The sequence below is a fragment of the Neisseria sp. Ec49-e6-T10 genome (assembly GCF_051132615.1).
GTDB lineage: Bacteria > Pseudomonadota > Gammaproteobacteria > Burkholderiales > Neisseriaceae.
In genome coordinates this window covers 3,171,841-3,184,404 of sequence record NZ_CP152375.1, presented here as the reverse complement: position 1 = coordinate 3,184,404, position 12,564 = coordinate 3,171,841, and the positions used below count along the sequence as shown (strand labels likewise).

Sequence of the window (12,564 nt, the reverse complement as noted above, 5' to 3'; positions counted from 1 at the left end):
GGAGTGTCAGAGAAAGATTAAGACAGCCAAAGATGTACACATGACATTTGTCCAGATCGCTTCCCCGCGATGCTCCATACAAATAAACACATAAATTTTTAGGATAAAAATTTATGTTATCCATAAGGCCGGTCTCCGGACTTGACTCTACAAACTATGCCTTCCCATTATAAAAACAGTGGCGTGATATAGCAGTATTGAAATGAGTTTTACCGTTGCGGGGGCAGTACTGGTTTTGCACCAGTTTCCCGTTTCATTTTAAAAAGCACTTATACTCTTTAAAACACCTTTAGGTGAGGGCATTATAAGAGCAAGAGTGAGGTTATTCATTTGATTGAAATCAAACCCTAATTGAAAATTAATCAGCATAAAAAATAATGTGTTTGAATATTCGTTATATAGTTTTTTTTTAAGAAAATTTAAATAGTATTTTTTAAATTAAAAAAGATGATGATTTGTATATGTAAATAGTGAAATTATTATTTATCTGGATATTAAATTTTGTATATAATTGCTCAGAATTTGTATCGGCACTTTTAAAATTAATATTTTATATTTACATAAAAGCCATGGTTTTTTTATGTTTTTAAAGCGATTAATAAAGAATATTTAAATTATTTGGTGTTTTCGCTTCGAGGTTACTGACAATGGCAGAAAAATATGAACAAGAACTGGCATTTAAGTCAAATAAGTTATTAAACGGTAAGACGCACTTCATTATATTTTTTATCGTATTTTTAACGGGTATAAGTGGGATATTTTATACTGCTTATGTTGATTTAAAGGAAATTTCTCTAAACTCCGCGGAAAAAACAATCACAGAGTTTGAACATGCGCTAAGCTTAGCAAATGATGTATCAAAATTACTGACGCCTCTTCTTAATGATGATTGTTCTTCTAGTGCCCCAGCTTTACGTCAGGTGGTGATTCAACTGCCTACATTTCGTTCAATTTCTTTTGTTAAAGATGATTATGTCTATTGTTCGTCTTACTTAAACTCAACAGATAAAAGGAAATTGGCGCAAAAATTTATAGGGAATCGAAATATTTCGTTATTTGATAGAACTATTCTATCAAATAGGGCTGTGTTGGTATTTGAATATCAAAATAAAACAGCAGATGAGTTATTTAAAGATAAACGTATTTTAATTACGATAGATAAACAAACAATGTTGAAGTTTTTTTATACATCTGACTCTAAAGAAAAAACGGTCATGTATTTGTATGAAAAAGGTATAGATAGCCAAGGGCGTTATTACACTGATCATCATTCTGTCCCTCTTTATTATGCTTCGCGTATCAATTCAACAGTGAATAATGGCTTAACGGTTGTTTCTGGATTTAACCGTAATGATATTTTTACATATATATTTTATCGTTTTAAAGCCCATCTTTTTCTTGTTGTGATTGCTTCTTTATTTTGTGCCTTTATTGCTAAATCGACCGTGCACAAATCTTTCTCCCCTGAAACAATGTTAAAGCATGCCATTAAACATAGGGAGTTTGTGCCTTATGTACAACCGTTGGTTTCTTCGGATAGTCATCAAATTATTGGTGTGGAGGTGTTGATTCGCTGGATACACCCAACAGCAGGAATGATTTTGCCTAATAATTTTATTCCTTTAGCTGAAAAATTTAATTTGATTGTACCCATTACACAAGTCTTAATGGAGCAAGTCGGCAATTATCTAAAACCTTATAAAAATGCCATACCTCCAGGCTTTCATATTGCTTTTAATATTTCACCTTCTCATTGTCTGAATTTTGAGTTAGTGAACGATTGTCAAAAATTTATTGACGTTATGCAGCCAGCTCCTTTGCAATTAACGATTGAAATTACAGAAAGAGAACTCATTGAAAAAACAGATATGACTTTAGCTGTTTTTCATGAGTTAAAAAAAATGAATGTTGCTGTTGCATTAGATGATTTTGGGATGGGTAATTCTAATTTATCTTATCTGAACGAGTTTTCTGTGAACTTCTTAAAAATAGATCGATATTTTGTGAGTAAAATTGAAACAGATTCCTTTTCAACCGTTCTGTTGGAGAGCATCATCAGTATTGCTGCTAAGTTTAATTTAGATTGTATCGCTGAGGGGGTTGAAACAATTGAGCAAGCAGAAAAATTAAAAGAGTATGGCATAAAAGTACAGCAAGGTTACTATTTTGGTCGACCTGTACCATTGAATATTTTTGTTCGAAGTTTGGCATTTAAAAAACTATTATTTAAAAATAATGGTTTTTTTAATAAATAATTTTTATGTATGTTTAATTCTAAAATAATTTTAATTTTAAAATTATTTTGTTGTATGGTACGATTAAGAGTGGTTATGGCATTGCATGGTACGATTTTATTTTTGTTGTTAACTTTTATTTAAATTATATGGAGTATGGTGACATTGTTTTAAATAAAGGGAAATTTTTGATATCAAAATATTATAAACTGATTTTAAAGTAAAAAATGTTTCAATTTGTAAATTATTATCTGTTTTATTATGGGTAATAGGAAGAGAGTCACTCATGTCTCAAACTGTCAATATGGAAGGTCAACCAGTATCTTTAAAAGGTTCATTTCCTCAAATAGGCGATCAGGTAAAAGATTTTTCTTTGGTTTCACAAACATTGGAAGATGTTGATTTACAAAATTTTATTGGTCAACGAAAAATTTTAAATATTATTGCTAGCATAGATACAGGTATTTGCGCTATGTCTGTGCGTCGTTTTGAGCAAATGTCTGCTCAATTACATAATACCTCTGTTCTGTGCATTTCTGCCGATTTGCCTTTTGCTCATGCTCGTTTTACTCATCGAGAAAATTTAGAACGCGTTGTGATGTTGTCTACATTGAGAGACAAACAATTCAAAACAGATTATGGTGTCGATATTCAAAGTGGCGTCTTGGCTGGATTATGTGCTCGAGCTGTCATTATTTTAGATGAGCAAAATAAAGTACTTTATAGTGAGTTAGTTAGCGATATTATTCATGAGCCTGATTATCAGCGCGCAATAGCCGTTTTAGCATAACGCTTGTGCAAAATGCATGAATTAAATATTTTAATAAACTTGTTTGTTTTTAATGTATAAAAAGCCTCTTCTGATAGAGGTTTTTTTGTTATATTCTCAAGTAGGAAGAAAATAGTTTTCTTTATCATTTAAGGAGTCATGATTATCAATACACCTGTTCATTTACCTTTATGGAAAAAAGCAGGCAGACACAGTTGGATTCTTGTTGGATCAACCGTGATGCTGGTTTTATTGTTTTTATTGATTCAAGCAATATGGTTTAGTGCTTTAGATGAGCAAAAATATATTTTCAATGCGTTTATTGGAGGCTCGGTTGCTGCATTAGCAACAGCTTTAGGAACATTGCCTATCTTATTTTCTCGCAATTTAAGTGAACGCATGATGGATTGCATGATGGGTTTTGGTGCAGGGGTGATGCTTGCAGCCAGTGTGTTTTCATTAATTTTGCCAGGAATGGAAGCGATTAAACAAACTGGCGCTGGCCCATGGGAAGCCGGGTTTGTTATCGGTGGCGCCATCTTATTAGGTGGCTTACTCTTATTGGTTATGGAACATGCTTTGCCTCATGAGCATTTTCTCACAAATAATGTAAACAATGACACTAATGCGGTTGCATTAAAACGCACATGGTTATTTGTTTTTGCTATTTGCTTACATAATGTGCCAGAAGGATTGGCTATTGGGGTAGGGTTTGCTGGGGTAGGTAACGTAGCTGGCAGTACCTTAGCAACAGGTATTGCCATTCAGGATATTCCAGAAGGACTGGTTGTGGCCTTAGCATTATTGGGTGCTGGGTATTCAAAGAGAACCTGTATTTTAATTGGTATTTTTTCAGGTCTTGTTGAGCCGATAGGCGCAGTTATTGGCGCAACCATTATTACATCCTCTGCTCAACTATTGCCATGGGGGTTGGGTTTTGCAGCAGGTGCCATGTTATTTGTCATTAGTCATGAGATTATTCCTGAGTCACACCGTAAGGGACATGAAGCATTTGCAACAGGTGGGCTGATGATTGGGTTTGTTTTAATGATGTTGCTTGATACCGCTTTGGCTTAACAAAATAAGGTAAAAATAACTGTTTTGAGTTTGGTTCTATTAAGTATAGAATAGCAGTCACTACAAATAAATTGAAAAGGAGTAAATATGTCTCAAAATGTTCATCTAAAAGGTAATCCCGTTTCTGTTAATGGTGTGTTTCCAAGTGTTGGTAGCAAGGGTGCCGATTTTTCTTTGGTTTCTAATACCCTTGAAGATTTAAGCTTAGAAAATTTTGTGGGTAAACGCAAAGTTCTGAATATTTTCCCTAGTGTTGATACCGATGTTTGTGCCACATCTGTACGTCGCTTTAATGAGTTAGCAAGTAAATTACACAATACAGTTGTTTTATGTATTTCCGCAGATTTACCTTTTGCCCAATCTCGTTTTTGTGGTGCAGAAGGTTTAGACAATGTGATTATGTTGTCTACGATGAGAGGGGCAGCATTTAAAGAAAATTATGGTGTCAATTTAACGTCAGGACCTTTGGCTGGATTGTGTGCTAGAGCTATTGTCGTACTTGATGAACAAAATAAAGTTTTGTACAGCCAGTTAGTCAATGAAATTACAGAAGAACCAAATTACGATGCCGCTATAAGTGCTTTGTAATAAATAAACATTATTGACATAGTGATGAATAAAGCCTTTTTAAGATAGCTTAAAAGGCTTTATTTTTTAAGGAACAGTTTATGCAGAATACAAAAAAATTTTTATGTACATTATTATTGTTGATACCCATAAGTATTTTTGCTAAAACAGGAAAAGTAAACATTGACTGCCATAATACCTTAACTCAAGGTGATTTAAACTATTGTGCTTATCAAGAATATCAACAGCAAGATAAGCTATTGAATGACACCTATCAAAAGCTCTATCAATCTTTACAAGAGAAGCAACGTCCTTTGTTGCTCAAAGCACAACGCTCTTGGATCCAGTTTCGTGATCACGATTGTAACTTTGAGGCCTCAGGTGTTATAGGCGGTTCAGTGTGGCCCATGATTTATACCGATTGTTTACGAGCAAAAACACAACAAAGGATTAAAGAACTCTATAACATGGGGCATTGCCAAGAGGGTGTCTTAAGCTGCCCAGGTCCAGTAAGCCAATAAAAACATTAGTTTGATGTTACAGAGTGTTCTATCGTAAAACGCTTATTTAAACTATACGGAAACACATCCGCCAGTATGCCTTGCTCATGCATTTTTTGCATTTTTTGCCAAAACTGGCTTTGCATCAACTCTGGGTAATACTGTTTAAATTGTTTTTTTAACGTAGGGTCAGAAACCAGATAATACTCAAACTCTTCTGGGAAAACATCATGTTCACCAACATAATACCAAGGTTCAGCAGAGAGCTCTTGCTCCATTGTTTGTGCTGGTGGAATATCTCTGAAACAACAATCTTCTATGGGGACAATTTCATCATAATCATAAAATACAACGCGCCCATGACGAGTAACCCCAAAGTTTTTCATCAGTAAATCTCCAGGGAATACGCCAGCGGCAGCAATTTCTTTAATTGCCAGCCCATAATCTTGTAGAACACGGGTTTTTTCTGTCTCATTAGCTTGAGTCATGTATATGTTCAGTGGCGTCATCCGTCTTTCAATATACATATGCTTAATAATTAAGCAATCATCCTCTATACTGATGTTGCTATGACAATTATTTTCCAGTTGTTGCAAACATTCTGCAGAAAAACGTGCTAAAGGAAATGCCACATAAGAAAATTCCCATGTGTCTGCCATTCGACCTACACGATCTAATTGTTTGACCATTTGATAACGTTGTTTCACCATTTTATGGGTAATATTTTTATTGATATGAAACTGGTCTTTAATGATTTTAAACACGTAGGGGTAAGATGGCAGAGTAAACACATGCATCACCATCCCTTCAATACCTGGGGCGATAATAAATTCATCACTTGAATGACGAAGATGGTAGCAGAACGCCCGATAAAACTCATTTTTTCCTTGTTTATGAAAGCCGATGGCTGTATATAGATCAGCCAATTTTTTGTTTGGTAATACGGTTTGTAAAAAGCGAATTAAAGCAGAAGGAACAGGAAAGTCTGCTTTAAAATAGGCTCTGGCAAAACTAAAAACATTGGAAATATCCTGTTCATTGCTTAAAAAGGCATCAACAAATAATTGCCCATTTTTATTTAATAAAGGAATAATAAAAGGGTAAACCGTTGCATGATTGATGATTCTACCGACAAGATAAGCACCTTTATTTCGATAAAATACGGGAAAAGCAATATGGATTTGAAAATTATGAGAAAGATTGGTAATACCAGTTTGATATTGCTCAATAGCTTGTACAATATGTTGCGTGTCTCTGTTTAAGTCTTCAAAGGGTAGTTCAATAGGAATGTCAAGTAAGAGACGTTTGACTTCGACATCTAAGCCATATTGAGTTGGATAATAGCTTCGGTAATCAGGGCATTCTGTTTGAATATTTTGGGTGTTAATGGCAGGGTTAAAAAAGATATATTGATTATGGTAATAGTGGCGATTAAATAACCGACAAAATAATGAATTATAAAAACTTTCAGCCAATTCAGGTTGTAAATGCTCATACAGTTTATGCATATAAGCAATTTTGACTTTTTGCCAAAGCGGTTTGTCTAATTGCGTTATTTGACATGTTTCTTTGATTTTTTCGACACATTCATTGACACGTACATCGTATAAACCTACCTGATATTTTGCTGCTTCATTAGCTTCTTGAAAACGAGATTGAGCAAAGTATAATGCGGCTTTTTTATTGTATTCAGTAAAAATTTTAAAATGGCGGTTGAACCCTTCTAATATGAGTTGAGCCAACTGTTGCGCCTTAAGTTCCATAAGCTTTTCTCCCAAAAGCAGATTTTATAGTAAGTATTGATTTTTAGAACTTGGTAGGACAAATAATTATTGGATAATGTTAGCAGTTATTGTAAGCAAATAAAGCTGAGTTATTCAAGCAACAATTAAATAACTCAGCTTAAATTTATTATTTTAAGTTAAAACTGCATAGCTTCTGTTGAGCCTTTAAGTGCGGTAACAGAGGATTCACCGCCTTGAATAACGGTTGTGACATCATCAAAGTAACCAGCACCTACTTCTTGTTGATGCGCAACAAAAGTATAACCTCGTTGTGCCGCAGCAAATTCAGGTTCTTGTACTTTTTCAACATAATGTTTCATACCTTCTCCACGAGCATAGTGGTAAGCCAGATCAAACATGTTGTACCACATATTGTGAATACCAGCCAAAGTGATGAATTGGTATCTGTAGCCCATATCAGATAGTTCTTGTTGGAAGTTGGCAATTGTTTTGTCATCCAAATTTTTCTTCCAGTTAAAGGACGGAGAACAATTGTAAGCCAATAGTTTATTGGGGAACTTGGCATGGATTGCTTCGGCAAATTTACGTGCTTCTGCTAAATCAGGCGTAGCAGTTTCACACCATAATAAGTCAGCATAAGGTGCGTAAGCCAAACCTCGGGCAATAGCTTGATCAATGCCTGCACGTGTTTTATAAAAACCTTCTGGTGTGCGCTCGCCAATAACAAAAGGTTGATCATAAGGGTCCGCATCGGATGTCAGTAAGTCGGCTGCATTGGCATCTGTTCTAGCCAATAGCACAGTAGGCACTCCCATTACATCAGCCGCTAGGCGTGCAGCAACCAACTTTTGAATGGCTTCTTGTGTGGGTACAATGACCTTTCCACCCATATGACCACATTTTTTTACAGCAGACAACTGGTCTTCAAAATGCACCCCAGCAGCCCCATTACTGATCATATTTTTCATCAATTCATAGGCATTTAATACCCCACCAAACCCTGCTTCAGCATCAGCAATAATCGGTAAGAAATAATCTTTTGCTTCAGATTCTTTCATTTTGCCATCACATAATGCCTTCCATTGAATCTCATCGGCACGTTTGAAGGCATTATTGATGCGACGAACCACTTCTGGGACAGAGTTATAAGCATATAATGACTGGTCAGGGTACATGGTTTCTGATGTGTTCGCATCTGCTGCTACTTGCCAGCCAGATAGATAAATTGCTTCAATACCTGCCTTAGCTTGTTGCATTGCTTGGCCACCAGTTAATGCGCCCATAGAATTAACATAACCTTTTTTTGACGCACCATTTAATAGCGCCCAAAATTTTTCAGCGCCTCGTGTTGCTAAAGTATGTTCAATGGTGACGCTGCCACGTAAACGAACCACATCTTCTGCCGAATAAGGGCGGGTAATGCCTTGCCATCTTAAATTTTCTGCCCAGTCTTTTTTGATTGCTTCAACTTGTTTGTTCATGCTGATTCTCCTTTGTAGACTTATTATTTGGGTGGTTGTGTTTTAAAAACACCAATTTAAAGATTAAATAAGCTCATAAGCTGGTGTGGTTAAAAATTCTTCGAAAACTTCTTGGCTGACCAGTTGTGACAGTATTTGTGCTGCTTGTTGTAAACTTGAATGTTCATTTGATGTGGTGAGCGTTTTTAGGTGCTCTACCTCTTTTAAAATAAGTTGTTGCACTCTGTCTAGCGTAATACACTCACCATCGGTACTTTTTAAATTAGGTATTCTGACCCATTGCCATAATTGAGCACGAGAAATTTCTGCTGTAGCCGCATCTTCCATTAAGTTGAAAATTGGTACAGCTCCGCGTCCTTGTAGCCAAGCCATAATATAGCGTAAAGCTGCGCTGACATTGATACTGAGCCCTTCAGGCGTAATGGTGCCAGCAGGTACAGTTAATAAATCGGTGGCCGTTAGTTCAAGATGTGCCCGTTGTTTGTTGATTTGGTTCGCTTCAGGCATATATTCATCAAAAACTGCTTGTGCGATGGGGACCAGAGCAGGGTGCGCAACCCAAGTGCCATCATGACCATCAGTCACTTCACGTAGCTTGTCATTGCGGACTTTTTCTTCTGCTTGCACATTAGCTTCGGGATCATTTTTAATTGGAATTTGAGCTGCCATTCCACCCATAGCATGAGCACCACGCTTATGACAGGTCTGAATCAACAATTGCGAATAACTTCTTAAAAAGTGGGTCATCATGGTGACTTGAGCGCGATCTGGTAATACTTTATTAGCCTGTTTTTTGAACCGTTTAATAAAGTTGAAAATATAGTCCCAACGCCCTGCATTTAAACCGATAATATAGTCTTTTAATTCATACAGAATTTCATCCATTTGAAATGCAGCACAAATGGTTTCAATCAGCACCGTACATCGTAACGTACCATGAGGGATATTGAGTTGTTCTTCTGCAAAACTAAATACTTCTGCCCATAAACGTGCCTCTTGATAATGTTCCATTTTAGGCAAGTAAAAGTACAAACCTTTATTGTTTTTTTGTGCGTTTTGATGGTTGTTGGCTAAAAATAAGCCAAAATCAAAAAAGCTACCACTGATACGTTGTTCATTTAATAATACGTGTTTTTCTTCCATATGAAGCCCACGCACCCGAACCATCAATACAGCATGTTCTTCATTGACTTGGTAAGATTTGCCTTCTGGGCTAACATAACTTAAATTGTTAGCAATGGCATCTTGTAAATTAATTTGCCCTTGAATGGTTGCCTCCCAAGTAGGGCTATGCGCATCTTCAAGATCAGCCATAAATACTTTTGCACCAGAATTTAATGCGTTGATCATCATTTTTCGATCAACAGGGCCAGTAATTTCTACTCGTCTATCCTGAATATCGGCAGGGATACTGGTGACTTGCCAGTTGCCTTCACGTACAGACTGGGTTTCTTGTAAAAAATCTAATTGTTCACCTTGGTCTAAAAGCACTTGTCTGTCTTGGCGTTGTTGCATAAGTGCCCTACGACGTTCCCCAAATTTAATTTCTAATTGTTCTATGAGATTAAGTGCTTCTGGGGTTAAGAGACGCTGGGCATCCTGAGTCATTTTTTCAGTAATTGTGATGGACATTTTTCTATTTCTCCCGTTTGACTATTGCATTTTTTATGCTACGCCCGGTTGAACATGACTGCAAGATATTATTAATTTATGATTGGTATTTAAATCATACTAAAAATTAATAATAAAAAGAGATAAGATACTGTGGTAGATATCAAGAGTTTTATAAAAAACAAGTTGGGTTTATTTGTTGTTAAAAGATTTGGTTCTGATAAATAATAAATTGTTTTTAAAATGATTCTTTTTATTTTAAGTGGCTTTTAGATAATTTCTTCTTTTCGTATATTTTCATTTGTGCTGACAAAGTCTTTATATGTCCCTGTCCAAAACACTTCATCTCCTTTCATTTTTATTAATCCTAAGCGTTTCAAAGCACTTAAAGCAGCTTCGTCATCACAGCTTAGATTTGAATTCATTAAATATTCATTTTCTAAATAAGGATCTGCCTTAGATCGGTCATTATTAAAGAAACCCAATAATATTGCATAAAATGATCTTTCAAAACCTAATTGTTCATTACTTGAGGCATTTTTAAGCCGTCTGTTGATGATTTTTTTGTCTTTATCTTTAAAAATAATCAAAACAAGCATGAAAAATAAAAAAGTAAGCACCAATAATATTATGTACATTTTTGAAATCTCATTTAATTTACTTATCTATAGTACAATAATTACTTTGTATTAACACACGAAACGTGTCACTTAAGCCCCAAAATTTACTTTTTTTCTTAAAAAATTGGTATGTTTGACTTTCAAATCGGCGAGCTATGAGCATATATATTACTTTTGCTTGTTTATTAGGCGTTCGCAAAGAAAATAAGCTAATCTTTCCAGTTAGAGGAAATTTGGAAATGTTTATTGCTTCTGGTATTCTTTCGTCAATCGCTATTATTTGCCTTTTAAATCCGTCACAAAGGGAAATAATGGTTTAGCCTGAATACGATCTTACGATCGAAATCCTATACAAATTGAATTATCGCTCTTTACGACAAGACAACAATAAAAGGTAATTATATGGATAAATCATCATTCTATCGGGGACAGTTTTTCAAAACATTAAAGGCTTTTTGTGAAGTCGTAGACAGTGGTAGCTTTTCTAATGCGGCATTAGAGCTCGGCACGAGCCAGCCCGCATTATCCTTACAGATTCAGACTTTAGAAAAACATTTGAATACGATTTTGTTTGAAAGAAAAGGGCCAAAAATTCAAATTACACCGGATGGAGCCCGTTTGTATGAGATGGCTAAACCTGTTGTGGACAGTATTCAAAACTTGCCTGAAAGTTTTTTAAATACACGTGATGATTTAAGTTATGGTGATTTAACCATTGTAGGGGGAGAAGCTGTATTATTGAGTTTGTTGCCAGAAATTTTAAAAGAATTTTGTGCGCAATATCCTTCTATTCGTGTCATCACTCAATCGACTATTGTGAAAAATATTCCTCAGATTTTATTATCAGATGATGCTGATTTTGCCATAGGCAGTTTATTTGAAGAACATAATGAGCTTGTCTATCAACCCATTTACAGTTTTTCGCCCATGTTGATTATGCCTGTACAACACCCATTGACCCAAATTCCTGAACAGAACATTCAATTAAGTGATATTGCTGCTTATGGGTTGATTTTACCGCCTGAGTATTCCTATACATGGCGTGTTGTTCAAGTGATTTTTCAAAAACATCAGTTAGAATGCCCAATAAAATTAATTGCCTCCAGTAGTGAGGCCGTGAAACGTTATGTTTCTGCCGGAATGGGGATTTCTATTTTAACCGAAGCGTGTCAGCTAAATGATGAAACCATTAAGGCTGTTCCTATGGATCATTATTTTCCCATGCGTAATTATGGTTTGATTCAACGTCGAGGCAAGTTCTTGTCTGCACAAGCATTAAAATTTAAAAAACTGATTTTAGAGTGGGCCAGTCGGCAAAATGCAATGAGTGTAAAAATCAATAAATAGAATAGGTTATAAAGGAATTTATATGGAAGCACAAGATATCGTACATTTTTGGTTTGACGAAATTGATCATGAGTTATGGTTTAAAAAAGATGATGATTTTGATGCACTCATTAAAGAGCGTTTTGAGTCTTGGCTCCTTATGGTTATCAAGGGAGAGCTTGCTCATTGGCGCGAAAGTATGATTGGCCGTTTGGCTGAAGTCATTATTTTAGATCAGTTTTCTCGTAACATATATCGAAATGATGCTCGTGCATTTGCACAAGATCCTATGGCTTTAGCTTTGGCACAAGAAGCTGTTTTTCTTGGTTTAGCAAAACAGCTTGATGTGGAAAAACGCCGTTTTTTATATATGCCTTATATGCATTCAGAATCAAAGCTCATTCATACTCATGCCGTTTCTTTGTTTGAAGAGTTGGATATGCCTGAAACATTGGACTATGAGCTACGCCATAAACACATTATTGACCGTTTCGGGCGTTACCCCCATAGGAATGAAATTTTAGCTCGCCAATCAACACCAGAAGAGCTTATATTTTTAACACAACCTAATTCAGGCTTCTGAGCGAAGATGTATAACCCAATTATTTTCAAATAAACAGTGGGTGTATTTGAT

At 35.6% G+C, this 12,564-nt stretch carries 11 protein-coding genes and 1 riboswitch; of the genes, 7 read left to right on the top strand and 4 right to left on the bottom strand.

Annotated elements, in window-relative coordinates; all coding sequences use genetic code 11:
* Positions 1-109: 109 nt before the first annotated feature.
* Positions 110-306: riboswitch (cobalamin riboswitch) on the bottom strand.
* 341 nt (positions 307-647) lie between these two features.
* From AADH04_RS15525 to AADH04_RS15505, 5 genes are all read left to right on the top strand, one after another.
* Positions 648-2,255 (top strand): EAL domain-containing protein, encoded by a 1,608-nt coding sequence (locus AADH04_RS15525; protein ID WP_434778188.1) that lies wholly within the window; start codon positions 648-650, stop codon positions 2,253-2,255.
* Positions 2,256-2,520: 265 nt separating this feature from the next.
* A complete protein-coding gene (gene tpx / locus AADH04_RS15520) occupies positions 2,521-3,024 on the top strand; it encodes a thiol peroxidase (protein ID WP_434778187.1) in 504 nt (167 codons plus the stop codon).
* Between the two features lie 138 nt (positions 3,025-3,162).
* Positions 3,163-4,080: a ZIP family metal transporter gene (locus AADH04_RS15515; protein WP_434778186.1), complete on the top strand. Its 918-nt coding sequence runs from the start codon at positions 3,163-3,165 to the stop codon at positions 4,078-4,080.
* Between the two features lie 87 nt (positions 4,081-4,167).
* Positions 4,168-4,668, top strand: a complete 501-nt coding sequence (gene tpx, locus AADH04_RS15510) for a thiol peroxidase (protein ID WP_434778185.1) — start codon at positions 4,168-4,170, stop codon at positions 4,666-4,668.
* Positions 4,669-4,748: 80 nt separating this feature from the next.
* Positions 4,749-5,168, top strand: coding sequence for a lysozyme inhibitor LprI family protein (locus AADH04_RS15505; protein WP_434778184.1), 420 nt, complete (start codon positions 4,749-4,751; stop codon positions 5,166-5,168).
* Positions 5,169-5,173: 5 nt separating this feature from the next.
* On the opposite strand, the gene aceK is transcribed toward AADH04_RS15505, so the two are convergent.
* From aceK to AADH04_RS15485, 4 genes are all read right to left on the bottom strand, one after another.
* Positions 5,174-6,910 carry a bifunctional isocitrate dehydrogenase kinase/phosphatase gene (gene aceK, locus AADH04_RS15500; RefSeq protein ID WP_434778183.1) on the bottom strand — a complete coding sequence of 579 codons (1,737 nt, stop codon included), beginning with the start codon at positions 6,908-6,910 and terminating at the stop codon, positions 5,174-5,176.
* 158 nt (positions 6,911-7,068) lie between these two features.
* The gene (gene aceA / locus AADH04_RS15495) at positions 7,069-8,373 is read right to left on the bottom strand and encodes an isocitrate lyase (RefSeq protein WP_434778182.1); all 1,305 of its coding nucleotides are present in this window, start codon (positions 8,371-8,373) and stop codon (positions 7,069-7,071) included.
* 63 nt (positions 8,374-8,436) lie between these two features.
* Positions 8,437-10,005: a malate synthase A gene (gene aceB / locus AADH04_RS15490; RefSeq protein WP_434778181.1), complete on the bottom strand. Its 1,569-nt coding sequence runs from the start codon at positions 10,003-10,005 to the stop codon at positions 8,437-8,439.
* 248 nt (positions 10,006-10,253) lie between these two features.
* Positions 10,254-10,622 carry a hypothetical protein gene (locus AADH04_RS15485; protein WP_434778180.1) on the bottom strand — a complete coding sequence of 123 codons (369 nt, stop codon included), beginning with the start codon at positions 10,620-10,622 and terminating at the stop codon, positions 10,254-10,256.
* Between the two features lie 384 nt (positions 10,623-11,006).
* On the opposite strand from AADH04_RS15485, the gene AADH04_RS15480 reads away from it, so the two are divergent.
* Entirely contained in the window at positions 11,007-11,951 is a 945-nt protein-coding gene (locus tag AADH04_RS15480) for a LysR family transcriptional regulator (RefSeq protein ID WP_434778179.1), read from the top strand.
* Positions 11,952-11,973: 22 nt separating this feature from the next.
* Positions 11,974-12,513, top strand: coding sequence for a DUF924 family protein (locus AADH04_RS15475; RefSeq protein ID WP_434778178.1), 540 nt, complete (start codon positions 11,974-11,976; stop codon positions 12,511-12,513).
* The last annotated feature ends 51 nt before the right edge of the window (positions 12,514-12,564 follow it).

Coding starts and splice junctions, on each gene's coding strand:
- AADH04_RS15525 (WP_434778188.1), top strand. CDS start 648: ATGGCAGAAAAATATGAACAAGAACTGGCATTTAAGTCAAATAAGTTA.
- tpx (WP_434778187.1), top strand. CDS start 2,521: ATGTCTCAAACTGTCAATATGGAAGGTCAACCAGTATCTTTAAAAGGT.
- AADH04_RS15515 (WP_434778186.1), top strand. CDS start 3,163: ATGATTATCAATACACCTGTTCATTTACCTTTATGGAAAAAAGCAGGC.
- tpx (WP_434778185.1), top strand. CDS start 4,168: ATGTCTCAAAATGTTCATCTAAAAGGTAATCCCGTTTCTGTTAATGGT.
- AADH04_RS15505 (WP_434778184.1), top strand. CDS start 4,749: ATGCAGAATACAAAAAAATTTTTATGTACATTATTATTGTTGATACCC.
- aceK (WP_434778183.1), bottom strand. CDS start 6,910: ATGGAACTTAAGGCGCAACAGTTGGCTCAACTCATATTAGAAGGGTTC.
- aceA (WP_434778182.1), bottom strand. CDS start 8,373: ATGAACAAACAAGTTGAAGCAATCAAAAAAGACTGGGCAGAAAATTTA.
- aceB (WP_434778181.1), bottom strand. CDS start 10,005: ATGTCCATCACAATTACTGAAAAAATGACTCAGGATGCCCAGCGTCTC.
- AADH04_RS15485 (WP_434778180.1), bottom strand. CDS start 10,622: ATGTACATAATATTATTGGTGCTTACTTTTTTATTTTTCATGCTTGTT.
- AADH04_RS15480 (WP_434778179.1), top strand. CDS start 11,007: ATGGATAAATCATCATTCTATCGGGGACAGTTTTTCAAAACATTAAAG.
- AADH04_RS15475 (WP_434778178.1), top strand. CDS start 11,974: ATGGAAGCACAAGATATCGTACATTTTTGGTTTGACGAAATTGATCAT.